The sequence below is a fragment of the Paenibacillus sp. Root444D2 genome, assembly GCF_001426375.1.
GTDB lineage: Bacteria > Bacillota > Bacilli > Paenibacillales > NBRC-103111 > Paenibacillus_E.
Map to the genome: position 1 here is coordinate 208,465 of NZ_LMEO01000012.1, position 25,006 is coordinate 233,470.

The following is a 25,006-nucleotide window of genomic DNA, read 5'->3' on the forward strand; positions in this document are numbered from 1 at the left end:
TCATTTTTCTTCACGGAAGGTCATTCCTCTCTACCTAACAACCCTGCTCAGTTACTTATCATTTTCAGCATTGTACGCAACAATGATTTTCTGAACAAGTGAATGTCGAACCACATCCTGCTCATCAAAATAAATAAAGCCGAGTTCTTCAATATTACCGAGAATGCGGTTTGCTTCTACGAGACCGGACGATTTGCCACGCGGCAAATCAATTTGTGTAACGTCCCCGGTAATCACCATTTTGGAACCGAATCCAAGTCTTGTTAGAAACATTTTCATTTGCTCAGGCGTAGTATTTTGCGCCTCGTCCAGAATGATGAAAGAATCATCTAACGTTCTCCCGCGCATATAAGCCAGTGGTGCAATCTCAATAAGTCCTCGTTCTAATGACTTGGCCACTTGCTCAGGTCCCAGGACATCATTAAGAGCATCATACAATGGGCGTAAATAAGGGTCAACTTTTTCCTGCAAGTCCCCCGGCAGAAAGCCCAGACTTTCTCCAGCCTCAACAGCAGGGCGCGTTAATACAATCCTTTTGACGGCCCCTTCTTTAAGCCTCGTCACGGCAAGTACAACAGCTAAATAGGTTTTACCTGTTCCTGCGGGTCCAATTCCGAAAACGATATCCTTCTTCTTAATCGTCTCGACATACTTCCGTTGTCCTATCGTTTTGACACGTATAGGTTTACCTTTGTGCGTTGTTGTAATTTCACCTTTGAACAAATCAAGCAATTGGTCGGTTTTCATCTGCTTCGCAAGTTCAACCGCGTATAAAACATCCCGCTCTGTCAGCGTATAATTATTACGGATGAGCTGTAGAAGAACCTCAAAAAGCTGCTGAAGTGAGTTCACTTCCGCAGCATTCCCCTGAATCGTTATTTCAGCTTCACGCGTATAGATTTGTGCAGGAATCTCCCGCTCGATGACATGCAGAAATTTATCCTGCGGTCCGAACAAGGCTAGTCCCTCAACCGGATTTTTCAATGTTATTTTCACAGATTGCGCGTATTCTACCAACAGGCCTCATTCTCCTCGTATCACAATTGGTTGTTCTTCGGCGATATTTTCTTCGACTTCAAAATGCACGTCTATATAAATTTTACCATTCTCTGTTTTTTCATGCAAAATTTTTTCGCCGACAATTCTAGCATCTGCTCCTTCGGCTCCAAGTAATTTGGCTTTAGCCTGCTCTAAGCCCGCCTTTTTAGCATTCGCTGGGTCAATAGGTTCCTCGACAATTTGAACCTCCATCACCTTTTCATGAAGCCAACCGATAGGAAGCGAAAAACTCCGCCAAGCCAGTGTTTTACGCTCTGGAATCGTTTCGAAATGCTCGAATTTCTGCTTGCCATATCCGCTTACTTGCAGTGCTCTTGTCCCAAATACAAGATAATTGCGAGTCGTAGCTTCACCTGAATATACGCTATATGTTTTTGTTAGCGGAGTTTCGATTCGGGAGGTATACCAAACGATCCCCTTTACTTTACCACTTGCAACCACCACTTGACTATTTTGTTCATCGCCGATAGTTCCCGAGATAAGCACGTCCCCTTTTCGCACATACGTATTCGGCTTCACCATCGGTTTGCCTTTAACTGATAAAATCTCGGTAACGAGCGCGTTTTTGGCAGCAACTAAATTCCGAGGATTCATAAGCGGTCCCTTATCAGGAATAGTTGCCTCGACAACCTTGATCGTGATATGGGTACCTCGAATTTCGACACCAACCCAAGCCGCATTCGGCAGCATTCCTTGAATCGCGCGCGATAGCTCCTCTGCTTTCTTCAACTTAAACTTCCATTGAAACGTATGTATGCCCTGTTTGGAAGCAGCTTGCAAAATTTCCGACTCAGAGATACGATCATTCCCTTCCACACTAACTTGCCATACGAGCGAAGTCAATAAGTAGAGACCTATGATGAAAGCAGCCATTCCTGCAAAAAAAACCTTTCTACGGCCCAGTCTGTCCATAAAAAAAGGCAGCCCGTGCCTTTCCGTAACATGCACCCGGCAGCCTGTCCGTTTCAGGAGCGGTTTTAGTCTGAAAAAGTCTTTGATGAGAATTAAAAGCTCAAGCTTCCCCCCATCTGCAGCTTGAATATCCCATATGGAGAAGCCCTTCTCCATCATGGGATTGATTAATCTTTCACAACCTTCACCTCGTATTTGAATGCACACATAACCTCGCAAACGAGCAATGAAAAGGGATTGTTTCATGACTCAGCCTCCTGTTCTCAGTCCATACTTTCATCTATGGTTCATATTTCACATTATCGATCAAGCCCTCAATAAACACTTCTTCTGAAAGAATAGCTCGAATGACTAATTGCTTTCCGAACACTTCTAGCGTCCCTTTCGTTAATTCGAGCTTCAAGTTTTCACTTGAAAAATGAAGTACACCCCGATGATTCTCTACATAAAGCTGTACGTTGCCGATCATCGTAATTCGCGGCAAGTCCTGTACCACATCCTGAGGAAGATCAAGGATTTTGGCCGTGAACTGGTTCCATTTGCGGGTCAAGCGACGCATAGCTGGGAGTACCCCCTCTAACTAGATGATCATGAATACAGAAAAAGCGCAGAGACTTTCTACCAAATTATGCGGAGAGAGCCAGTTTTATGTGAAAAACCTGTATAGCAAAGAACGCCCACTCGATCGAGTGGGCGTTCTTACATCCTATTATTTGCGATAAGGCTTCTTCGACCTAGGCGGGCCGAGAATTTCAGCCCACACAACTCCTTGCAGGAGTTGTCCTTGGCTCGGTTGTTCAGGAAAGGGACTCGGCGTAGAGATCGCATCTGCGTAAACAGATGAGCTTTCATTAACAATCTGCGTAGGCGAGCCGAATGGAGAAGCCTTTTGATTGGGCTTTGTCGAGACCGCCTTAGCTTTATTAGAACGACCATACTCGTCTTGTACGTGTCCCGATTGCAAAGTCGATCCTAACCCCTTCTGGTCTGATTTCTTCGCTTCTACTGGTCGCGTAGAGCCATGAGGGGCATCACCAAAGGATGGCATTCCAGGTCTCGCATTAGTCCCCTGATTCGCTCGTCGGCTCTTACTTCGAATTTGATAAAAAAAGGCGAATGCAATAATAACCAGATACCAGTTCTTCAACACAATTCCAATGAGCTGTTCCATCTGATCACCTCTTCAAAACTACTATTCTTTCTCACTCTTACCATCATTTATTTTGCCGAGTGAAGAACGCATTTGTGTATCTGCATCGATATTTTTAAGATTCATATAGTCCATGACACCTAATTTACCATTTCGAAGTGCTTCAGCCATCGCAAGCGGTACCTGTGACTCTGATTCGACCACCTTCGCACGCATTTCTACAACTCTGGCTTTCATTTCTTGCTCGGCAGCAACGGCCATTGCACGTCTTTCCTCAGCTTTAGCCTGAGCGATTCGCTTATCGGCTTCTGCCTGCTCCGTTTGTAAATGGGCGCCAATGTTTTTACCTACATCCACATCCGCGATATCAATCGATAATATTTCAAAAGCCGTTCCGGCGTCTAACCCTTTACCCAGAACCGTTCGAGAGATCAAATCCGGATTCTCTAGGACATCTTTGTGAGAGTCGCTGGAACCAACTGTAGTTACAATCCCCTCACCTACACGAGCGATAATCGTTTCCTCACCCGCGCCCCCTACAAGGCGGTCAATGTTCGCTCGAACCGTAACCCTCGCTATAACCTTTACTTCAATTCCGTTCTTTGCCACTGCTGATACATTAGGCGTTTCAATGACACGTGGATTTACACTCATTTGAACAGCTAACAAGACATCCCGACCTGCGAGATCGATAGCCGCTGCGCGTTCAAACTCCAAGTGAATCTTCGCTCGGTGAGCAGCAATTAACGCATTGACAACCCGATCAACGTTACCGCCTGCAAGAAAGTGACTTTCTAGCTGATTGACACTTAAATCAATACCCGCTTTCGTAGCCTTAATCATCGGATTGACGATCCTACTCGGGGTCACGCGGCGAAGCCTCATAGCAATTAAAGTAATGATGCTAATCCTTACTCCAGAAGCAAGTGCTGAAATCCAAAGCATGACAGGTACAATGCTCAGCAATACCGAAAGTGCAATAATAACAATAGCCGCTACCAACACCAAATATAATCCTGGTTCTATGTTCATTTTTTCCTCCTAATATAGGGATCTTTGAGTGACGCTCAAAGTCTCTCCTCTTCTCGCACTACAACACGAACTCCTTCTACTTCCACAACAACAATGTTCCTTCCCGTGGGAATAAAACTGCCATTCGTCACCACATCTACGCGCTCACCATGAATAATTGCAGTCCCGGCAGGGCGGAGCGGAGTAATCGCTTCTCCCGTCATTCCAATCAAATAGGATCGATCCGGGTTGGATGTAAATCCTTTGTTCGTCGTTAGCTGCTCCTTTAGAATAAACCGGTTCCAAATACCGCGGTGCTTAAAAGTTTTGATCGCGAAGGAGATCGCTACGATTGCCAACAACAAGGCGATACCCAGCATTATCGCTGCTTGTGTGGGATCTGAAGATGCCATCAGAACCCCGCCAAAGAGGCATATTGCACCTAATACACCTAGAATCCCAAAACTCGGAACGACCAATTCCAGGATAAGAAGAAGTAACCCGATTCCGAAGATAGCCAAGTCACCGAAACCAGCAAAACCAGCTAAATAAAAACCAAGAAAATAGAGTGCAAAACCAGCTACCCCCGCTAAGGCGAGCAATCCACTGCTGAAAAAAAGCAGCTCCAATGCAATTCCAATGATCCCAACCACTAATAATACTGTCGCTGTAACGGGATGAGTCAGAAAGGCAGATAAGTTTTCTACAAACATCATCTTTCACTCCTTCCCCTGAATCTTCCTTATCATTAATATGTACGTTCCAACACACAAACTGTTTCGTTTTTATTAAAGAGAATGAGAAAACCTCTATCGAGGTCATTCAGGGATGCGCGACCGCGTTTAACGAGGAGAGACTTTGGTCTACGACCAAAGATCCCTATTTAAGTTTATCGCCAATAAGAAAGCGTTTTCGGGATCCGAAAACTTATACTTTCTTATGTGGAAACAAAAGACCGAGAGGACTTGGTCCACTCGGTCTTTTCAAACATATTTTGTATTAACCTAATAATTGTTGAACTAACTGATTGATAAGTTTACCATCAGCGCGTCCTTTAACCTGAGGCATTAATGCCGTCATCACTTTGCCCATATCCGCTTTGGAAGAAGCACCAATTTGCTGGATGGTCTGCTGTACAATGGCTTTCACTTCTTCCTCAGAAAGCTGTTGCGGCATGTACTCAGCTAGAATAACAAGTTCTGCCTTCAGGCCCTCGGCCAAATCATCTCTGCCGGCCTTCGTAAATTCATGGAGGGAATCCTTACGCTGTTTGATTTCACGAGTTAGAACGTCAAGCACTTCATTGTCATCTAAGGCTCTTTTCAGTTCAATCTCTGAATTCTTAATGGTAGATCTTACCATCCGAATTACGGAAAGTTTAAACTTGTCCTGACTCTTCATCGCTTGCTTCATATCTTCGTTCAATCGATCGCTTAAGCTCATGTTGCCTCCTAGAACTTTCTCTTACGAGCAGCCTCAGATTTAAGCTTACGCTTAACGCTAGGCTTGTCATAATGTTTACGTTTTTTAACTTCTGCAAGAATGCCATCCTTAGCGATGGAACGCTTAAAGCGACGAAGTGCAGCATCTATAGTTTCGTTCTTACGAACTCGAGTTTCTGACAACAGTTTTCCCTCCCTCCGAACAGACCATCTAAGACAAAACGGTTCATCAAATCTCATTATAGGTCATAGTAATTAGGGTGTCAATCGCAAACCTTTCGATTCGTGAAAGGAAGCTTAATTGTGAACGCCTAGAGGCGATAAACGTGCCCCAGCCATAAGATGATAATGAAGATGGTGAACAATTTGCCCCGCGTTAGCTCCAATATTCGTTATAACTCGATAACCTGATTCTTCTACTTCTAGTTCTCTAGCAATTTGTGCAGCCGCACGCTGAATTTGCCCGATCATGTTCCAATCCTCTTCTCCCGCATCCGCTAGTGAAGCAATATGCTTCTTAGGAATGATAAGGACATGGATAGGCGAAGCTGGCTGAATATCATGGAAAGCAACAATCTGTTCATCCTCATACACTTTCTTAGAGGGAAGTTCCCCCGCAATAATTTTACAAAAAATACAATCACTCATTGTTCGGCTTGTCCCCCACTTTCGTGAAAATACTACTTTTAATTTTATCGGAAAAGAGCTAAAAAATCCAATCCAATCTATAATTTTAAATGGAATAATTGCAAAAAAAGAAACACCTTATTAATTATAAGATGTTTCTAGATTGAACTGGTTTCATTCCATTAATAATAGGGAAGTAAGGATAAGGCTAGTAATCCAGCTAGCGGGAGGATTTGTCTTACAAAGCGGCGCCTTGGAAATCCGTAACCGTAACCTGGAAATCCATAACCTGGATATCCGTATGGGTATCCAAAACCGGGATAGGGAAAGAAAGCTCTCATCTGTTCCTGATCCATTCCACCAATCGGAACGGCTAAGTATAAATTTTCATCATCTACATCTTCCACAATACCGTCATAAACCGCACCACTAGTTAACGTTACACTCACGTAACGATACATATGCTTCTTACAAATGGCATGAACTTCTTGATGATTCATAGGCTTATGCCTCCTTTTTACCAACAGCATATTCAGCTATAGGCAAAAGGCTACTTAGTGAATATATTTGGGCTTATCTCATCACAAAAAAATTTAACGATTATGCTGGTTTTTATGAGCCTGATGAATCTTTTTCCACTTTGCTTTCTCGGCTGCTTGAAGTCCTTTATCTTCTTTGCGTGCCAAATAAGCGAGCTCCTTTTGTAATTTTAAGTAGTTATTAAATCGTTCAACTTTCAAAGTCCCTTCATCTAGTGCTCTTTTAACAGCGCATTTCGGTTCATTTTCATGCTTACAATCCTGAAAGAAGCACATTCCTGCAAACTCTTCGATATCTTGAAAAGATGTGCTTAATCCATCCGAAACGTCCCAAAGCTGGAGTTCACGCATTCCTGGTGTATCAATCAATATGCCTCCTCCAGGCAGCGTGATAAGCTCCCGGTGAGTCGTCGTATGCTTCCCTTTGTCATCCCCCGAACGAATATCTCCCGTATCCAGAATCTCCATCCCATAGATACGATTCACCAAGGTTGATTTACCCACACCGGACGAGCCAAGAAGCGCGACTGTTTGTCCTGGAGAAATATAAGCGGCAAGCTCATCTAGTCCGCGATTTTCTGCTGAGCTAATAATATGAATCGGTACACCTACAGCAACAGCCGCGACCTCTGCAGCCAGTGCCTCCGGATCTTCGCATAAATCCGCTTTACTTAGAACAATAACCGGATTTGCTCCGCTCTCCCAAGCTAACACCATATATCGCTCAATACGGCGTACATTAAAATCTAGATTAAGCGCTGTGAACAGAAACACGGTATCAACATTCGTGGCAACAATTTGTTCTTCGGTGACTTGACCAGCTACTTTACGGGAAAACTTACTTTTACGCGGCAATACAGCATGGATCGTTGCTCGTTGTTCTTCTCCCCTTATGGAAAGTACGACCCAATCGCCTACAGCGGGGTAGTCTTCACGACGCAGAGCTAGATGCCGCATTTTACCAGACACCTCGGCTAGCGCTTCCCCGACTTCCGTCTGTACGCGATACATATGTTTATGTTCCAAGGAAACCCGTCCAACCTGGTATCCCTCGTTTAGATAAGGTTCGAAAGCTTTTTCAAAAAAGGAATTCCATCCTAAATCTTCATTTTTCAAGTGTGTATTTCATCCTCTCATGTGGTTCTATTCTGAAGTATAGACCGCAGGTATTGACATCACACGGGAAATAATGATTTAGATTATTTTTTCCTTCTTCAAATTTTATACGGATGGTCAATTAAATTGTAGACTGGAAGTCTATTTTTGCATATAATAGGAGTAAATCGATGGTAGGAATGGAGTGAGCGGATGAGCCAATTCATGAGAGCCTCCACCCGCAAAAAGCGTGATGTGATGATGGAAGCCGCCTTAACCATGTTTATGGAAAAAGGCTATGAGAATGTGTCCGTAGACGATATCATCGCGGCGACGGGATCATCAAAGGGAACGTTTTATCATTATTTTAAAAGCAAAGATGCCATCATTTCAGCGCTTTACAGTAAACAAATTCAATTCATTCAAGAATGGGTGAAGCAACCTCCCTCCAAGGTCCAATCCCTTGAAGGACACATTAATCGCTTATTTTTAGACTTAGCGTCCAACATTCATTCCTCACCACGACTTGTCCGAAGCTTACAAGCTTTATCCTTGCAAAATGAAACCGTAAAAACGGAAGAACAGCAGCAATTAAACGTATTATCTGAAAGTTTATTACATTGGCTGCCTGAACCTAGAAAAATTGAACTGCTCGTTTGTATCTATACGGGAACGGTCCGTACTTGGTGCAATCAAGATGATGCCGATTTGCTCTCCATGATGAAAAACAACTTAGCCTGGCTGTGGGTAGGTTTGCGCTCCAGCGAACCCTACGCACCTTTGCAGGTAGAACCAGTCCCCAAGGAGGAAAACAAAATGAAAGTAGCTATTATTGGCGGAGGCTTGGCAGGCTTAACAGCGGCCGCTTATTTATCTGAGAATCCGCATGTCGAAGGTATCCTTTTCGAGCGCAGCCCGCAGCTTGGAGGACGTGCTTTTACTTACGAAAAAGCAGGATTTACACTCAACTATGGCGCACATGCCATCTATGGGATTGATCGACATACATTAACAAACATGGAACGTGAACTTGGACTATCTTTCTCTTCCAAACAAGTAGATAAACGCAAAGTTTTTTACGCGAAACATAATCAACTTACAGCAGCACCACTCGATGCCATTAACCTCCTAAGAACTGATCTGCTCAGCACGATGCAAAAAGTAAGATTCGTCGGTGAAATTACAGCCATTATCGCGAATATTCACAACTTAAAAAACTACGCAACTCTTGCTGATTATTTGGCAGAGTCCAATGCGGACGAGGATGTTAAAGAGTTATGGGAGCATTTGGTTTGCTCCAACTTCTTCATTACACCTGAGGATGCCCGCAATGTATCCGGCGCGGTAATCAGCGAGTACTATCATAACTTGTTCCTTTCCTCGAAGCCCGTCAATTATGTATTGGGAAGCTGGGCTGTCATTACGAATCAGCTTAAGCAAAAACTGACGACGTCCGGCAGATGGGAAATCGCCCTTCAAGAAGGCGTGGAAAGCCTCCGTTACGCAGATCGTAAATTTGTACTGCATACCAAAAACCGTGAAGTTGCCTTTGACAAAGTGATCTTCGCTATGCCAGTTCAACAAGTCGTCAAGCTTCTAAAGGGTACAGCATGGGAGCCATTCCTATCTCCGTATGAATCCAATACCGCAACCGAAGTTATGGTATATGACGTTGGGTTAAGCCGTGTTGTCGCGAGACCATTCAGCTATATCAGTGACATGGATAACAAGCTGTTCATCAGCGATGTTTCCGCGACAGACCACACATTGGTACCAGAAGGGGGTCAGCTGCTGCAAGGTATTGCATATTTAAGTGACCGCTTTGATAACGAGGAACAGCGCAAAGCGTATCTTGAAGAAAAGAACCTCCAAATGGAAGCCCTATTTGATAAACATTATCCAGGCTGGCGCGATGCTACAGCCGTGAAACGGGTTTCGAAAAAAGCGATGGTATCCAGCGTGAAAAACATTGCTTCCAATAATCTACTGCCGATACGTGTAGAAAACGTGCCTTTCTACTTCTGCGGAGACGGCTGTACAGGTAAGGGTGAGCTTGCAGAACGCGCATTCTCTAGTGCCCGTACCGCGGCGTTATCCATTGTGCACGAAGTGGAGCAAGCACTTCAAAAAGTTTAATCCGTCCAACATGGGTGGATAATTATAACGAACAAACAACCAGCCCTCCCATTCGCGGAAGAGCTGGTTGTTTGTTCGTTTTATTGTTTGGTCACACGCACATCATCAAAGTGAAGCGTAGTTCCGCCAGGTGAATCCACGTAAAATCCAACATCGATCTGACCATTGGTCACCATAATATCACTTACACTGATGTATTTCCAAACACCGCTGTTACTGATGTTCGTATAAATGGCTGACCCGCCATAGTTTTGAATCTCAGCTCTGGCAGTCGTCGGTGTCGTGTTCTTCATGCGGACCCAGGCTTCAAATTTGTATTTTACATTATTAACAGGAACACTAATAGTTTGATGAATGCTTTGTTGATAGGCGCCTGCTGCAAAGAAGTATGCCCGCTTATCACCCGTCCATGGGGATTCCGGCGGATTGGTTGTTGAGCCGCTATCCACGCCATAAGCAACAGCTTGCGTGCCAGGATGCCACTCAACCCAATTATGACTTTGACTCGTGTCACGTTCGAAACCAGGATTGTCTAGCAGATTCTGTTCAGAAACCGGCGTTCCCGCTGCCGAAGTTGAAAGAAGCAAGCGATCTAAATTGATGTTCCCACTGTCAGCGGCGTCGTATTTAAATGCAATCGTGTTTGCCCCTGCGTTTAACGCCACCGTTTGCACATTATCCTGCCAGACGTTCCAATTCGCACCAGGACTTGTGAAACTGGTTTGTCCTAGCTTGGATCCATTGATGTAAGTACTCAACGTTTTCGTTGCTGCACTGCCATTAGCATATCGCAGTGCTACCTGATAGCTCCCAGCGCTAGGGACATTCACGTTGTATTTCACCTGCGCGCCTGCTGCGCTCAATCCGTCTACAAAAGCCGTACCACTATAGTACCAATGGTTTGCGTTCATTGCACTGCCACCAGAAAGTTCAGCACTCTCTGCTTCATATTTACCGACGATTGGCGCAAAGGGTACCGTGATGTTGTCGATGTTGGCATTGCCCGTATCGCCCGACTCTGAGTAATACTTATAGGTCACAACATTCACACCGGCTGTCAACGGCAGTGTCTCTGATTGCGTAGACCAAGTGTCCCAATTCGCGAGATTAGCGAGCGAGGTGGACTTTACTCTTTTTCCATTAACAAAAATACTGACTGACTTCGCTGAGTCTGAGGCATTCGCATAACGTAAGGAAACATTATAGTCACCGCCTGTTTTCACCTTTGGATAGAAGGTGACACCAGCGCCGTCATTACCCAAACCATCCACAAATCCAGTTCCCGTATATCCCGTATGATTGGTGTTAGTTGAGGCCTTTGCAGCAACTGTATTGCCAGAAAGCGATGCATCCTCAGCTTCCAATTGCGTAGCAGTTGCGCTCACTGCAGCAACACCTGCAACAGCAATAGATTTAGAAGAAGCTGTACCTGCCGCCACTTTCACATAGGTCACAACGCCATAGATGTCCTTCCCAGTTGCCCAGCCTTCCCCAGCCGCAGCTTTTAATGCTTGAAGGCTTGCATAAGAAGTCATAGCTGTACTGTTATTCGTTACGGTAGTTCCAGCAGAACCGTGCAGCTTAACGATATAGGATTGTAGAGTTGGCGTGTAGCTGCCGCTCTTTGCCCCTAATGTAAAACTTAGCGAGCCTGCACCATTATCCTGCGCAGTCATATTTTGCTTAAAATAAGTACCGCTTTCATAGTTATAACTGGAGCCATCATCATCATAGTACATGAAACTCGACTGCGTCGTATCCGGAAACACATCTACATCAACGGAAGTGACTGAAGCCTGCCCAACGTAATCCTGCACTTTCTGCGTCGGGATAATGGCACCTTTTTTAATAAAGAGAGGGATATCTGTCAACGTGTCCGGATTAACCGAATATCGGATGGTTTGACCGCCAGTTATTGTATTACCTCGTGCATAGTCAATCCATGAACCAGACGGCAAATAGATATCCTTACTCGTCTGCTGTTTATCTACCACAGGCGCGGCTAGCAGCCAATCACCGAACATCCAAGCATCCGTGTAGTTTTTGACAGCCGCATCTGTCGGATATGCTTGCATCAATGGGCGAACGAGTCCATTCCCATTCTCGTAAGCACTTCTCTCATAGGCATACATATAAGGGATCAAGGAGTACCGAAGTTGAATAGCCTCTTTAGAAGCCTCTTCCGCCGTCGATCCGAAATACCATGGCTGGCGCTGTTGATGATTGTTCCCATGTACGCGGAAAACAGGTGTTAAAGCGCTGAACTGCATCCACCGTGCGTATAAATCGGGATTCGGATTGTTCGTCGTGCCATCCTGCTGATTGAATCCCCCAGTATCCATGCCCCACTTCACCTGGCCATTGTTCACGGAGGATAGCATAACTGCCCTTTGCTCCTGCATCCCAGCAGCCCAGTTGATCCGTTCACCTTTATTGTATTGAATGCCAATATCACCAGACCAAAGCGTAGTCGCATACCGCTGGGCACCTGGGTAGAAAGTTCTAGCTGTTTGCCAAACACGCTGTGCTCCACTCGTATAAGCCCGCCCCCCCTCGTACATGGTCTGAGACATATGGCCTGTTGTGAAATTGCCAAACCAATACGATGCTCCACCTGAAGATACTTTATCCGTCTCATCATTCCACCAACCCATGATCCCTTTATTGAGCGCATCTATGGAATGATTCCAGAACCAGGCACGTTCACCAGCATTATAAGGGTCAATACTGCGTACAGTTACGGGTATGAAATAATCCTGATACTCGTTATGACCCGGGTAAAAATAACCGCCGTTTGTCGCGTCTGTTCCTTGGGTCGTCACACTCATAGAAGCATCCTTCGTAACGATGCGAGGCTTCGTAATTCCGATCATTTTGATGCCTTTAGCATCCATTGTTGTCTTTAGAGAAGTCGTGGAAGCAGAAGGGAAATTCGTCGTATTCCACGCGAATTCACCGTAGTTGGTTTCCCCGTACTTTTTCCAGTCATAGTCAAAGGCGTAAGCATCTATAGGGATATTTTTGGCACGATACGTATCCACGTTATTCGTAACTTCCGTTTGATTCGTATCCCACTCAAAGTTCATGAATCCAAGCGACCACTTAGGAAGCATCGGTGGTTTGCCCGTAATTTCCCCTACACTGGTCATGATTTCCTTCGGGGTACCGAGCATAATATAATACTCCACATTTTGTTTCACATAACGTCGTCCCTCAGAAGGGGTCCCGCCATAATAAAACTCCATCTGACCGGTTGTGCCATCTGTATAGGGGTAACCGCCATCGCTATCGACTAATAATCCATAACCCGCTGTACTCCAAATAAGGGGACCACCCGAATCTCCCTGTTCACCCGCATGGGCGGCATGACTGGACGAATTCCGCAGCAGGTCACCTCCGCTATCAAAAGCATTGAAGCTCCGTATGCCATACATATTGTCACCGGTGCCATGAACGAAGCGAACACCGTCTGAGAATACACCACCCCCGGATGGTTCCCAGAATAGCGTAGTACCATCCGCCTTTTTGACTGTCATACGAACCGGGTTCTTGGTAATCTCAATCTTCATACTGGCGGTTGTGATGGTCATTGGATTGGCTGCTGTGTTAATCGTAGCTCCTACAGCTGACCACGTTTTGTTCGGATCCAGCATCGGCGTTTTCGCGCTTGCCGCTATGCCATTCGGTCGATAATCCACCTTCAAGATACCGTTTTGCACCGCTTGTACAACCAAGAGGTCATCATTCGGCTCCGCACCATTATCAACGGTTAGCGTCAAGGTATCTCCGGTTACACTTGAAGTAATGAGATTGCCTAGGCTGCTGACATAAGCATGTGCAGAAGAAGCAGGAAGCAAGGTAAGCATTGAACCAAACAACGTAAACGCTGTTAAAAAAGCAGCGATACGTGGAACCTCTTTGCTCGGTAAACTCATCAATGATACTCCCTTTCGACTAGGAAATGAGAGAGGGACATGCCCTCCCTTCTTTTATTGCTCTACGATCGCGATGTTATCGAGATTAATACCGAGTGAACTAGTACCATCGTAGCTGACTTTCACCGTGTTGAGACCTGCACTGAGCGAGACGCTAACCGCAGCCGTTCCCCACGTATCCCAGTTCGTTGTTTGCGGTAAGGCAAGGTCTGTCACTTTGGAGTTATTCACATAAATAGCTCTTGAGCCATTGCCTGCACCGGAAGAATACCGAACCTTCATCGTATAGGTACCTGCTGCTTTGACAGAGACATCGAAGGTAACATTGTCTCCCAGAGTCTCAAAGCCGTCTACAAACCCTGTACCTGTATAACCCGTATGGTTTGTGTTCGTAGTTACGCCGCTTTGTGTGCCGAATTCTGCTTCATATTCCACCTTGTTAACGCCACCCAGCACGACAGATTGAGCAGATGCACTTGAGCCGAGCTTGACGTAAGTGAATTTCTGTACCGTGTCGTAGTACCAGCCTGTTGATGCTCCGGTTAGGGCGGTTAATGTACTGTACTCTGTCATCGCAGAACCACCCACCGTTACAGAGGAAGGCTTAGTCGTAAACACTTGTAATGTCTTCGTAGAATTAATGGCTGGTACAGCGATTGTTTCTTTATTCAACCCATATTGCTCTGTAGACGTTATGGTTTTCACCGAACCGCCGATATCATCATTCCAGTCATACGTTGTTGTGCCAAGCGGATAAATGCGGAATGCGAGATTGGTGTAGCTCGTCAAGCTATTGCCAATAGTTCCACCCACTTGATATTGCGCGTTCAAATTCAACGGAAGAATGCTGCCTGACTTCACAAACACCGGAAGATCATCTATGCCGGCATTGTAGCTGATTGTACGGCCGCCAGGACGCTGAGCACCGAACCAGAAATCGATCCAATCCCCCTGTGGCAGATAAATACTCTTGTTTGTTTCTCCCTGATTCATGACAGGAGCAACAAGCAAATTACTCCCGAACATATACTGCTGCGTCAAACCGTACGTGTTTGTGTCCGCCCCATATTCAAGCGCCATAGCCCGCATCATCGGAATGCCGGAATCACTTGATTTCTTCGCTTCGCTATAAATATAAGGAAGCAAATTCATGCGTGTATTCGTATATTTGGCAAAATGACTAATGATCGTATTGTCGCCTGTACGCGCTTGTGCGTTCCATGGCGAACGTTCCTCATTAATACCGGAGCTGCCGTTAGACTCAGAATGAAACTGCATAATAGGTGCAAAAGCAGCCATTTCGGTAGCACGTTTGTACAACTCAGCCGTTGGATAACTGCCTGTGAATCCTGCCATATCCCAACTCCAATAAGGAACACCGGACATACTTGCCGTAAGCCCTGCATTTACAGCCTGTTGAAAAGCACCAAACGTCGACTCTTGGTCGCCGGACCAGAAAATCTGATTCGCCTGTGCGCCTTGCGTGCCAGAGCGACTAAAGGAGACCGCATCGGCTTTCTTCGAGCGTGCGTACTCGTTATATGCCTTCACATATTCATTTGGGTATTGATTACGCATTTCATCGCCCTTTTTACCATTTGCGAATGTATTTGAACGGCCCCATACCATTTCACCGCCATCTGTTTTGAAGCCATCGATACCCACACCATCAAACAGATAAGCGCGTTTAGACATCCACCAGTTTTTGGCAGTCGTATTTGTAAAATCAAGCAACAAGCTGTTCTCGAACCATTGTCCTGCTGGTATCCGGTACTGACCTCCACTGCCGTTGCCCACGGCATAATTCTGAGCAATCATATAGGCTTCGTCATTATCTTTCTGGGTATAAGGCGTCGAAGTCCATTTCTGAATAGGAACCTGCCAGAGCACCAGCTTCATCCCATTGTTATGCACATTGTCCGCCATAGCCTTTGGATTCGTCCATTTCCCCGATGTCGGGAAAGTGAAATCGGTATAGGCATGCGCAGCGCTGCCCGTTTTTGGGGTATAGGTGGCGTCATTGAATATGTAAAACGTGTTCTCATCACTCCACTGTTCAAGCACAACGGCCGTTGCCGGAATATTGTTGGTGTTCGCGTTATTAATGGCTGTAGTCACCTTGGTTTGACGATCCCACTCGTTAGCTGACATCCATAACCCGAAAGCCCATTTCGGCAGTGCTGTAGGCTTACCCGTAATGTTAGCGTAGTTACTCACAACATTCTTCAAATCATTACCGTAAATGAAATAATAATCCAGTGTCGAGGCAGCACTACCCCCTGTATCAGCCGTAAAGCTGAACATATTGGTACGTTCGGTTGCCAACCTGAATTTGGAATAATACGTTGAATTTACGAAGATGCCATATCCGCTGCTGTTAAGCATAAAAGGAATTGCCATGTAGGTGCGGTCATTTTGATTCTTATACTGATTGAAAACGTAGGTGTCCACATCATTTCCGCGTTTACGGAAGTTGTTATAATGCTCACCAAAGCCAAAAAACTCCTCTGAAGCCGGCGAATAAAAATGATCTTCTACCTTGTTGATGATGGTACTGCCGTTGGTTAACCAGGCTATGTTACGATTCGTTGTACTGTCATATTGACGGGCAATCAGCGTCGTCCCATCAGGCTTATACACACTAAGTTTGAAAGGATTCTTATCCACCTTCACCTTCAACTTGGAGGTTGTAAGCCAAGTGGTTGATGGGGTATCCGAAACCGTGTAATTACTAAGTCCACTGCTTAACGTTCCTGTCCCCGTTGGAGAAACCTGTACACGGAGCACATCATCCGCTGAAAAAGACAGGTTGATCTTCGGTGTCAAAGTGCCTGTATTCGGCACCGCGTTCAGCACAACACGGTTCGTGTTATTCGTGATGGAGCTGACACTGCTAACGGATTCCCATCCAGTTACCGTAAAAGTAAAAGGTCCGCTTGTCTTCTCATTCGCGCCATCCTTGTTGCCATGAACGGTATAACTGATCACATCCCCTTTAGCAAAAGTGCCAAGGTTTGCTTCCCAGTAAGTGTTGTTGCCGCTGTTGTATTTGTAAGCTGCTCCGACAGCTGCTTGATTGACACCATTTTTCGTCCAGGTCACCCAAGCCGTTTGTCCTGATTCAATAGGCCACGTTGTTATTTTGATATACACGGTATCGCCTGCAACAGGATCTCGTGGACTCCGTTCCGTCGCCTGAATCTCGTACAGATCATCGATGCCGTATGGCGCATGATGGACTCCATCAATGGCATAAATAGGGGGGACGAAGAAACAGAAACAGAGCAAAAAAGAGAGAGAAAATCGGAATGGTACTGATAAATTCCTTACATACATAAACGTTTCCCCTTTCGCACCAAAATTTGTTTGCTAAACACGAATGACTTAGAGGCTCCACTACTGTTATTCCTCGCCATGTATGCGCCGCTCCAAGCATCCCCCCTTTCAATATTTGGCGGCCACGAATCCTATATAATCGTGACCACCGTTTGCTTACATCAGATATTCCCTTTCTACAATCGTCTGTGCGAGCTGCAGCCATTTGTTTGAATCCGATTGCCAGTAGTGATGATCGCCCTCGCAAACGTGCACATCGCAGATTTTCGCCGTATAACGGCTCCACTCCGACAAATGGTCAACAAGCGCATGTTCATCCTTCTTACCTGTAAAAACACTGAATCTAGCACGAAGTGGCTCACGATTGAACTGCGGACGATATTCCTCCACTGGCTGGCAGCCAATCTCAGATGCATCCCCCTGCATGCCATTCGAAGCACCACGAGGTCGAAGAAGGTGCGGGGCGCTGCAGCCAGATAGAAATAAGTGCCGTGGTTCAGCAATGCCTTCTGCTTTCAAGCGATGACTTGCCTCAAAGGCAAGCAAGCTGCCCCAGCAGTGGCCGATAAACACATATTCTTCACCAGGCATCAGCTGCTGCTTGACGTATTGACAGGTCTCGTGCAGAGCTTGCTTCCACAGTTCAGAGGAAACCTCGCGCATGGATAATCGAGCTTGACTCAGTTCAATATGTTGGAACCTAACACGAGCGGGTAATCCTCTGCTCCAAGTAAGGTACGACTTTGAGTGATCTCCACAGTGAGGGAACCCGAACAAAATCACTGCGCTATCACCAGACTTCCTGCCGATTCCGGGACAGTAATGAGCAGATTCTTTTGGCTAATTAAATAATGACCAGGAAGCAGGTGTTCCATATGATCGACTGGTGACAGTTCCGTTTCTGAACTTGAAACGGTGGATACACCATCCGGTTGATGTAAAATAAAGGTTATTGCTTGATTATGACTAAGACTGCTTGACCAGTGCAAACGAATCTGACCACTGACTCTTTTTGCTGAAATGTTCACACGATTGCCTAGGTCATCCTCAAACTCTGTCTGCAGTTCACCCACAACATAAACTCGGAAACATAAATGCTCATAGCGGTTTACGCTATTGCCCACATGATCGCCAAGTGAATAATTCTCAGCCAGATTTAGTGCGATGACACTATCCTGTTTCTGATAAACAGGGATCGTTTCCAAAGGTGCAGCAACTTTCATTAGGCAAGGGCCTTGGATCTCTTCCTGATCAAACAAAGATAACCAGGACCCTTCCGGGAAATAAATCTCTTTAGCACCACGACCCTCCTCCGTAACGGGAGCGACCAGCAAGCTTTCTCCGAACATGTACTCACTAATCATTTCGGTGCAATGCGGATCAGCCGGGAATTGAAGGGACATTGCACGCATCATAGGCAGCCCTGTTCGGCTGGTACGAATCGCTTGATCATAGATGTAAGGTAATAAGTTCATCCGAATGTCCGCGTACCTTTTGTATAAATCGATAACTAGCGGCTGATCTGTTCGTTCAGCAATATTCCAAGGCGTTCGGTCTTGATTGAACTCGCCTTTCGTTTCGGCATGATACTGCATCACCGGGCAAAAAGCAGCCATTTGAGTGGATCTTATAAACAGTTCTGCTGTCGGAATGTCACCATGAAAGCCACCCAGATCCCAACCCCAGAACGGGATGCCCGACATACTACTGGATAATCCGGCAATCATCGAGGAGCGGAAGGCCTGGAAGGTCGAACGCTCGTCGCCAGCCCAGTGCATAGGGTACCGCTGCGCTCCCGTGTATCCCGCCCGACTAAAGGTAATGCCTCCATCTTTGGCATACTGCCCTATGAAATCGTAGTAACTGCCCACATATAAATTGGGATACAAATTGCGCATTTCGCGGCCTGTAGATCCGTCATAAAACTGCAGATCATGACCGAAAACGAATTCGCCGCCATCCGTTTTAAAGCCATCCACACCGATTTCATCTGCGAGGTATTGGCGCTTATTAAACCACCATTTCGCTGCTTCAGGGTTCGTAAAGTCAAGAATATGACTATCCTTAAACCAGTTATAAGGCAATGTGTACGGCTCCCCATCCGCCGTTTTCACACAGTAACCTTGCTCCAGCAATGTAATTTCATCCTGATCGCGCTGACCGTGAGCAACGCCATACATATGTTTATGAATGGGTATTTGCCATAACAGCACCTTCAAACCCTGCTCATGCAGCTCTTCGACCATCCCCTTCGGATTCGGCCAACGGCCCCACTCTGGGAACTGGAATTCATCATAGCGAAACGGTTGGTTACCGTCCTTGACATTGTACTGCGCATCATTAAAAATATAGAACGTCGCTTCATCACTCCATTGCTCAATAACTAGCACTGTAGACGGGATTTGATACTTCGCCGTTAGCTCAGCCTGTTTCAAAACTTCTGCCTGGGAATCCCAGTTATTGCTGGACATCCATGGTCCAAACGACCACTTCGGCGGCAATACAGGTTTGCCCGAAAGATGGGTGAACTGTCCGACCATCGCGAGCGGAACCTCTGCAAATAAATATGCAACCAGCTGTTGATCTGCCTGCGACACGTCCGCTTCCACTTCTACAAGATTAGATAATCGCGTATGAAAACGGAAGGTTGAATAAAGCGCCGAATCCACGAAGATCGCATATCCTCCGGAGGATATGGCAAAAGGAACCGGCATATAAGTCTTCAATCCTTGATCCCGGTACTGATTGTACACATATTGATCGACTTCATGACCCGAATATTCATAATGGGAAAAGCGTTCCCCCATGCCGAACCAGCGATGCTCCGACCTCGTTTTCAAGTTCAAGCGAAGCTTATGCATCGTTTGCGATCCGTCGGTCAGCGCCTCGATGAGCGGCTTTCCTTCTGCGGCGAAGCCTTCCATCAGCACGCCCTCCGTGCTGCGCAGCGCGAGCGCAAGTTTGCCACCGCGCACCTCGGCTTCCAGCCGTGCGCGTCCAACAGCCAGCGCCGCCCGCTGCGCCGGCGCGCCCTGCAAGCGTTCGCCCTCTGCGGCGAACGTCAGCTTGATCGCGCCACTTGCGTCGGCGCGGAAAGAAAGCTGTGCGGTGCGGGTGTCCACCGCACCGTAAGCCAATTCGACGACGAAGCCATCCGTCGTCTCATACATAGCATGGACGCGTTCCAGCGCCGTCCATGTCCGCACTTTAAAGCTGTAAGTCGCTGAACTCAGCGACTTGCTTCCGCTTTGAAGCGCAAAGGCATAGCTGACCTCGTCACCTGCGAGGTAAGGGCCAAGCTGCGCTTCCCAGACCTTTTCCCCGCCGTCCGTCACTTTCATGACGGCGGTCACGGCTTCGGCCGCCGGAATGCCACCAACGGCAGCCTGCACGGTCACAACCTGACTCGCCTGAAAAGGCTGAGTCAAGAGGCGTACAAGTACCGAATCCCCCGCTTCGGGATGGCGGGGAAACCGTTCGTAAGGCAGGATGACGTAAGGGTCATCGTAACCCGTCGGTTGATGCACCAGAGTGACGGTGTCTAAGCTGCCACTACGGACATCGCCTGAAACAAGTGCAGCCTGTGCAAGCTCCAACAGTACGCCCCCCCATGTACTGACGGGTGGTTCCCCCGCTTGTTCACGCCAATAAGTAAGCAGTAATGGCTCCTTGGCTGTAGAAGCGTCTACCTCATACAGCTGCGAATCTTCCTTCTGAAGCGACTCCACATGAGCGAGCAGTTCTTTCGCCCGAACTGTGTCCCCTTTATTAGCGTAGTACCACGCCAACAGGCAGGTAAGATCCGCTCGCTCACAACCTCCATAAAAGGTGTCGCCAGCTTTAAATCTTACACCTTTATTAACAAGTCTTTCTTCCAATTTATACAACGCCTCGATCAGTATACGGTCTTCAATACCCAGCATACCGAATGGAATCGCCGCTGTGATGATATCCCCATGAATCGCTGTATCACCCAATTCGCTAACAACTCGGCCCTCTTTAATGAAGCTGGCAAAGACAAGCTCACGGATCGCCTTCAGTAAACGCACACCCCGCTCGCCAACCCCGTTCTGGATATTGGCTTGAACCGCAGCGAAGTATATCGCCAAATGACTCAAATAAATGCCTACGTTCCCACTCTGCAGCCAATGAGGCTGTGGTTTCTGCCAATTAGCATCTAGAAGCAAGGTGGTTTGCTCGATTATCCCTTCTATTTCCAACCTAAAATCCTGATCTTCCGTAACCTTCAGATATTCGCCGAAAGCCCATATCCGAAGCGCCGCATCCGTTAGCGCCAACTGCCCCTTAAATTGATCGCTGCTCATCAAACGCAGTACAGGTAATGCACGCTCCGACTCATCTCGCTGGATAAGCGCGTAACTCAAAAAAGCAATATCTCTAAGAGTGGCAAGCTGCCCCGAGATTGTAATCTGACCTGTATGTTCATCTAGCGAGTATTTAACATTCTGATTTGAATCTAGTGTTTGCACCATAAATCCTCCTACTCCATCCTATGTGTATGAATGAGAAAGGGGCCGTTGCCGCAACAATGCCCCTTCCCTGCCGACTCTATGTCCGCACAACGCTATTTAGTTACTAATTTTTCAATCTTAGCTTGCGCTTCATTGAGTGCTTTTTCCGCTGTATAATCGGATTTCAATTTCGCTTTATCCAGCTCGTCGCCGATCGCTTTAGTCAAATCGTTCCATTTGTCCGGAATTGGACCTACTGGCGTCAGTACAAGCGAATTCAATGCATCAAGCACGATTTTCTTCGAAGCTGGCGGCGTTTGTTTGAAATAAGCCTCCATGACTTTTTCATCCGAAACTGCCGGTACACTCCAGCCTTTCTCAATTCGTTTGCTGACAACAGAAGGATCGGAGGACATGAATTTGATAAACTTCCAGGCCGCTTCGGCATTTTTCGTTTTTTCTGAAACAACAAGGCCATCTGCAAAGAAATGATGTGCTTTCTTCGTATTACCAGGCTCCAAAGCAATATCCCATTTGAACGGGGCATCCGCAAAGCGGCCAAAGTTCCAAATTCCGCCACGCAGCATAGCAAGCTTACCCGCTTTAAATGCGTTTAAGTCAGCATCAGGTTGGTTAAAGGTATCGTCGTTGAGCGCTGGAGACACTTTATACTTTTTCGCTTTATCCAACATCCAGTTCAAGGCTTCAATATTTTCTTTACTGTTTACAGTAGGCTTGCCATCTGCACTCCAGATACCTCCGCCGTTCTGAGCAATTGTTTTGTAAAACTCATAGAATTGAATTGGCGAATAGGTCCCCCATACGCCGCTTTTGGCGTCAGTGAGCTTTTGAGCCGCTTCTAGCTCTTGTTTCCAAGTCCAATCAGCCTTTGGATACTCAACTTGCTTTTTGTCAAACAAGTCCTTATTATAGAAAAGAACTACGTCTGAAAATGACTCTACGACTCCATATTGTTTTCCGGTATATTTGAAAGAGTCATAGGCGAGACCTTTGTAGATTTCCGGCTTGAACGTCGTGTCCTTCGCAATGATCGGCGTCAAGTCTTTTAGTGTGTTTTTGGCTGCATAAGAGACGAAGTTTTCGTAACCGACCTCAAATACGTCAGGCGCATCCCCCGATGCGAGCTGTGTATTGAGCTTCGTGTAGTAGTTGTTGTAATCGACGATATCCACTTTGACCTTCACGTCAGGATTGGCCGACTCGAATGCTTTCACCATATCGCCGAGCGTCTGTTCTTGAGAACCGCTTGCGGTGTACTGCATGAACTTGAGGGTAACAGGTTCTTTCTTTGTCTCTGGTGTTGCCGTTGCAGCTGCCGTTGGCTCTTGTTTTGGCGTTGACGCAGGTTCTTTTTTCGTATCCGCTCCACACCCCGTTGCTGCAAGAGAAACAACCACACTTAACGCTACGACCCAACCTGTTTTTTTAGTAACCATCTTTAAACCCTCTCTTCTTATGAATTTTCTTCAGTTAACTCACCATTGTCTTTTCATTTCAACACTTACGTCTCAAACGACTTCCATCACCCCTCTCATTATCCTTTAACGCCACTCATGGTCATTCCCTTAATGAAGTATTTCGATGCGAACAAAAACACAATGAAAATCGGTACAAAGCTGATCACATTCCCCGCCATCAAAATGTTCCACTCCGTCGCCCATCTGCCCTGCAGCTTGCTTAGTCCAATCGGAAGTGTCATCAACTCCTTATCGCTCGTAATAATAAGCGGCCATAAAAAATTGTTCCACGAAGCCATGAAAGCAAAAATGGCTAGCGTTGCAAGAGCTGGTTTGCTAAGCGGAAGAATGATACTCACAAACACCCTCAAATAAGAAGCTCCGTCCATTCTCGCCGCCTCAATCAACGGATCAGGAATGGTCATGATGTGTTGTCGAAGCAGGAAAGTCCCGTAAGCACTGAAGATTCCTGGCAAAATGAGTCCGAGATATGTATTCGTCAAATGCAGTTTTTGAAATACGATAAAGAGTGGCGTCATCGTCACCTGCATAGGAATCATCATCGTGATCAAATAGAGAACGAATAGTGTTTCCCTGCCTCGGAAAGGTATTTTAGCAAAAACAAATGCAGCCATCGCACATACAACGATCTGCGATGCCGTCGTCACTAAAGAAACGCCAACACTGTTGCCCAAAAAGCGATAGATCGGAAAGTATTTCGTTATCTCAACGTAGTTGCTGAATTTAAACGTATCGGGAATTAAATTAGGCGGCATTCTGACGACTTCCAAGTTATCCTTAAAGGAACCCGACAGCATCCAGACGAAAGGAAACATGAGAACGACAGCCGCCACTATCAAAATGAGATGTGAAAGCAAGTTCCGATACGGCATATATTTATCTGTCATAGGTAACCCACCTTTTCTGAAGCTGCTGCTGAACGATGGTGACGGCGAAAATAATGACGAATAAGATCCATGACTGCGCAGAGGCAAAGCCCATTTTATAGCTTTGAAAAGCATTCCCATAAATTTGCTGCACAAGCGTGCTCGTTTGCCCTGCCGGACCGCCGCCTGTCATAACTAGCACCTGATCAAAGAGCTGAAAGCCATTGATGAGTGATATGACAAGTACGAAAAAAATACTAGGCGTGAGCAGCGGTAGCGTTACACGAAAAAACTGCTGAAATCCACCTGCGCCATCAATCGTCGCTGCTTCATAATAATCCTCCGAAATATCCTGCAGCCCCGCAAGAAGAATGACGGTCACATAGCCGATATCCTTCCATACACTTACCGCGATAATTGAGGGCATTGCCCATACAAAGTCCTGCAGCCATACAGGTCCTTGTATTCCGATTAATGATAACAGGTAGTTAATGAGTCCGCTCTGTCCATTCAGCAGCCAGCGCCATACGATGGAAACAGCTACCCACGATGTGATGACGGGTACAAAGATGAAAATTCGATAAAGCTTAATACCCCTTAGCTTCCTATTTAATAAAACGGCGAACAATAAACCAAAAGCAAGAACAGATGGCAAATAACCAAGGATGTACTGAAGAATGTTCATTAATGATGTAAGCGTTTTCTCATCCCGCAAAGCTTCGGTGTAATTATCCACCCCAACGAACTTCGCCGGGGTTAACAAATCCCAATTCGTAAAAGAGATGACCGCGGAGGAGAGCATCGGAATGAGTTGGAATAGAAACAAACCCGCTAAACTTGGTAATAAAAATCCGATAATGACAACTGCTTTGGAAAATCTCTTTTGTCCGACCATGACGTTCTCCTTTTCCGGTTCCAGATAATAAT

General features: G+C 46.2%; 19 protein-coding genes. 1 reads left to right on the forward strand and 18 read right to left on the reverse strand.

All coding sequences use genetic code 11. The features are described from left to right. Positions 1-51 precede the first annotated feature (51 nt). The 11 genes from ASD40_RS09705 to rsgA all read right to left on the reverse strand — a co-directional run bounded on the left by ASD40_RS09705 (position 52) and on the right by rsgA (position 7,856). A complete protein-coding gene (locus ASD40_RS09705; protein WP_057303093.1) occupies positions 52-1,017 on the reverse strand; it encodes a PhoH family protein in 966 nt (321 codons plus the stop codon). Positions 1,018-1,023: 6 nt separating this feature from the next. Then, positions 1,024-2,217 (reverse strand): sporulation protein YqfD, encoded by a 1,194-nt coding sequence (gene yqfD / locus ASD40_RS09710; RefSeq protein ID WP_057303094.1) that lies wholly within the window; start codon positions 2,215-2,217, stop codon positions 1,024-1,026. Between the two features lie 34 nt (positions 2,218-2,251). Beyond that, positions 2,252-2,530 (reverse strand): sporulation protein YqfC, encoded by a 279-nt coding sequence (yqfC, locus tag ASD40_RS09715; protein ID WP_047672305.1) that lies wholly within the window; start codon positions 2,528-2,530, stop codon positions 2,252-2,254. A 150-nt stretch (positions 2,531-2,680) separates the two neighbouring features. Further along, on the reverse strand, positions 2,681-3,142 hold the full coding sequence (locus ASD40_RS09720) for a hypothetical protein (RefSeq protein ID WP_057303095.1): 462 nt from the start codon (positions 3,140-3,142) through the stop codon (positions 2,681-2,683). A 21-nt stretch (positions 3,143-3,163) separates the two neighbouring features. After that, on the reverse strand, positions 3,164-4,153 hold the full coding sequence (gene floA / locus ASD40_RS09725; protein ID WP_216625510.1) for a flotillin-like protein FloA: 990 nt from the start codon (positions 4,151-4,153) through the stop codon (positions 3,164-3,166). Between the two features lie 35 nt (positions 4,154-4,188). Then, positions 4,189-4,848 carry an NfeD family protein gene (locus ASD40_RS09730; RefSeq protein ID WP_082562145.1) on the reverse strand — a complete coding sequence of 220 codons (660 nt, stop codon included), beginning with the start codon at positions 4,846-4,848 and terminating at the stop codon, positions 4,189-4,191. A 283-nt stretch (positions 4,849-5,131) separates the two neighbouring features. Beyond that, positions 5,132-5,575, reverse strand: a complete 444-nt coding sequence (locus ASD40_RS09735) for a GatB/YqeY domain-containing protein (RefSeq protein WP_057303097.1) — start codon at positions 5,573-5,575, stop codon at positions 5,132-5,134. An 8-nt stretch (positions 5,576-5,583) separates the two neighbouring features. After that, a complete protein-coding gene (rpsU, locus tag ASD40_RS09740) occupies positions 5,584-5,757 on the reverse strand; it encodes a 30S ribosomal protein S21 (protein WP_029195880.1) in 174 nt (57 codons plus the stop codon). Between the two features lie 114 nt (positions 5,758-5,871). Then, the gene (locus ASD40_RS09745; protein ID WP_057303098.1) at positions 5,872-6,222 is read right to left on the reverse strand and encodes a histidine triad nucleotide-binding protein; all 351 of its coding nucleotides are present in this window, start codon (positions 6,220-6,222) and stop codon (positions 5,872-5,874) included. Between the two features lie 161 nt (positions 6,223-6,383). Further along, complete coding sequence (locus ASD40_RS09750) at positions 6,384-6,701, reverse strand: hypothetical protein (RefSeq protein ID WP_057303099.1); 318 nt, start codon at positions 6,699-6,701, stop codon at positions 6,384-6,386. Between the two features lie 93 nt (positions 6,702-6,794). Then, a complete protein-coding gene (rsgA, locus tag ASD40_RS09755; protein WP_057303100.1) occupies positions 6,795-7,856 on the reverse strand; it encodes a ribosome small subunit-dependent GTPase A in 1,062 nt (353 codons plus the stop codon). 192 nt (positions 7,857-8,048) lie between these two features. Here rsgA and ASD40_RS09760 point away from each other — a divergent pair, with 192 nt between their 5' ends. After that, positions 8,049-9,971 carry an FAD-dependent oxidoreductase gene (locus ASD40_RS09760; protein ID WP_057303101.1) on the forward strand — a complete coding sequence of 641 codons (1,923 nt, stop codon included), beginning with the start codon at positions 8,049-8,051 and terminating at the stop codon, positions 9,969-9,971. 80 nt (positions 9,972-10,051) lie between these two features. On the opposite strand, the gene ASD40_RS09765 is transcribed toward ASD40_RS09760, so the two are convergent. The 7 genes from ASD40_RS09765 to ASD40_RS09795 form a co-directional block, all read right to left on the reverse strand. After that, entirely contained in the window at positions 10,052-13,906 is a 3,855-nt protein-coding gene (locus tag ASD40_RS09765) for a TIM-barrel domain-containing protein (RefSeq protein ID WP_057303102.1), read from the reverse strand. 54 nt (positions 13,907-13,960) lie between these two features. Beyond that, positions 13,961-17,242: a TIM-barrel domain-containing protein gene (locus ASD40_RS09770; protein ID WP_057303103.1), complete on the reverse strand. Its 3,282-nt coding sequence runs from the start codon at positions 17,240-17,242 to the stop codon at positions 13,961-13,963. A 156-nt stretch (positions 17,243-17,398) separates the two neighbouring features. Beyond that, positions 17,399-18,025, reverse strand: coding sequence for a thioesterase II family protein (locus tag ASD40_RS09775; protein WP_162251221.1), 627 nt, complete (start codon positions 18,023-18,025; stop codon positions 17,399-17,401). Next, positions 18,022-21,735 (reverse strand): glycoside hydrolase family 31 protein, encoded by a 3,714-nt coding sequence (locus tag ASD40_RS09780; protein WP_057303105.1) that lies wholly within the window; start codon positions 21,733-21,735, stop codon positions 18,022-18,024. Before ASD40_RS09780 ends, ASD40_RS09775 begins: the two co-directional genes overlap by 4 nt. Positions 21,736-21,827: 92 nt before the next feature. After that, entirely contained in the window at positions 21,828-23,171 is a 1,344-nt protein-coding gene (locus ASD40_RS09785; RefSeq protein WP_057303106.1) for an ABC transporter substrate-binding protein, read from the reverse strand. A gap of 98 nt (positions 23,172-23,269) precedes the next feature. Further along, positions 23,270-24,100: a carbohydrate ABC transporter permease gene (locus tag ASD40_RS09790; RefSeq protein WP_057303107.1), complete on the reverse strand. Its 831-nt coding sequence runs from the start codon at positions 24,098-24,100 to the stop codon at positions 23,270-23,272. Then, positions 24,090-24,974 carry a carbohydrate ABC transporter permease gene (locus ASD40_RS09795; protein ID WP_057303108.1) on the reverse strand — a complete coding sequence of 295 codons (885 nt, stop codon included), beginning with the start codon at positions 24,972-24,974 and terminating at the stop codon, positions 24,090-24,092. The genes ASD40_RS09790 and ASD40_RS09795 overlap by 11 nt, the downstream gene beginning before the upstream one ends. Positions 24,975-25,006 lie beyond the last annotated feature (32 nt).

Bases quoted from the DNA above. Each gene is read 5' to 3' on its own strand.
- yqfC (WP_047672305.1), bottom strand. From the start codon at position 2,530: ATGCGTCGCTTGACCCGCAAATGGAACCAGTTCACGGCCAAAATCCTT.
- ASD40_RS09780 (WP_057303105.1), bottom strand. From the start codon at position 21,735: ATGGTGCAAACACTAGATTCAAATCAGAATGTTAAATACTCGCTAGAT.
- ASD40_RS09785 (WP_057303106.1), bottom strand. From the start codon at position 23,171: ATGGTTACTAAAAAAACAGGTTGGGTCGTAGCGTTAAGTGTGGTTGTT.
- ASD40_RS09745 (WP_057303098.1), bottom strand. From the start codon at position 6,222: ATGAGTGATTGTATTTTTTGTAAAATTATTGCGGGGGAACTTCCCTCT.
- ASD40_RS09750 (WP_057303099.1), bottom strand. From the start codon at position 6,701: ATGAATCATCAAGAAGTTCATGCCATTTGTAAGAAGCATATGTATCGT.
- ASD40_RS09730 (WP_082562145.1), bottom strand. From the start codon at position 4,848: ATGATGTTTGTAGAAAACTTATCTGCCTTTCTGACTCATCCCGTTACA.
- floA (WP_216625510.1), bottom strand. From the start codon at position 4,153: ATGAACATAGAACCAGGATTATATTTGGTGTTGGTAGCGGCTATTGTT.
- ASD40_RS09770 (WP_057303103.1), bottom strand. From the start codon at position 17,242: ATGTATGTAAGGAATTTATCAGTACCATTCCGATTTTCTCTCTCTTTT.
- ASD40_RS09760 (WP_057303101.1), top strand. From the start codon at position 8,049: ATGAGCCAATTCATGAGAGCCTCCACCCGCAAAAAGCGTGATGTGATG.
- ASD40_RS09765 (WP_057303102.1), bottom strand. From the start codon at position 13,906: ATGAGTTTACCGAGCAAAGAGGTTCCACGTATCGCTGCTTTTTTAACA.
- yqfD (WP_057303094.1), bottom strand. From the start codon at position 2,217: ATGAAACAATCCCTTTTCATTGCTCGTTTGCGAGGTTATGTGTGCATT.
- ASD40_RS09795 (WP_057303108.1), bottom strand. From the start codon at position 24,974: ATGGTCGGACAAAAGAGATTTTCCAAAGCAGTTGTCATTATCGGATTT.
- ASD40_RS09790 (WP_057303107.1), bottom strand. From the start codon at position 24,100: ATGACAGATAAATATATGCCGTATCGGAACTTGCTTTCACATCTCATT.
- ASD40_RS09720 (WP_057303095.1), bottom strand. From the start codon at position 3,142: ATGGAACAGCTCATTGGAATTGTGTTGAAGAACTGGTATCTGGTTATT.
- ASD40_RS09735 (WP_057303097.1), bottom strand. From the start codon at position 5,575: ATGAGCTTAAGCGATCGATTGAACGAAGATATGAAGCAAGCGATGAAG.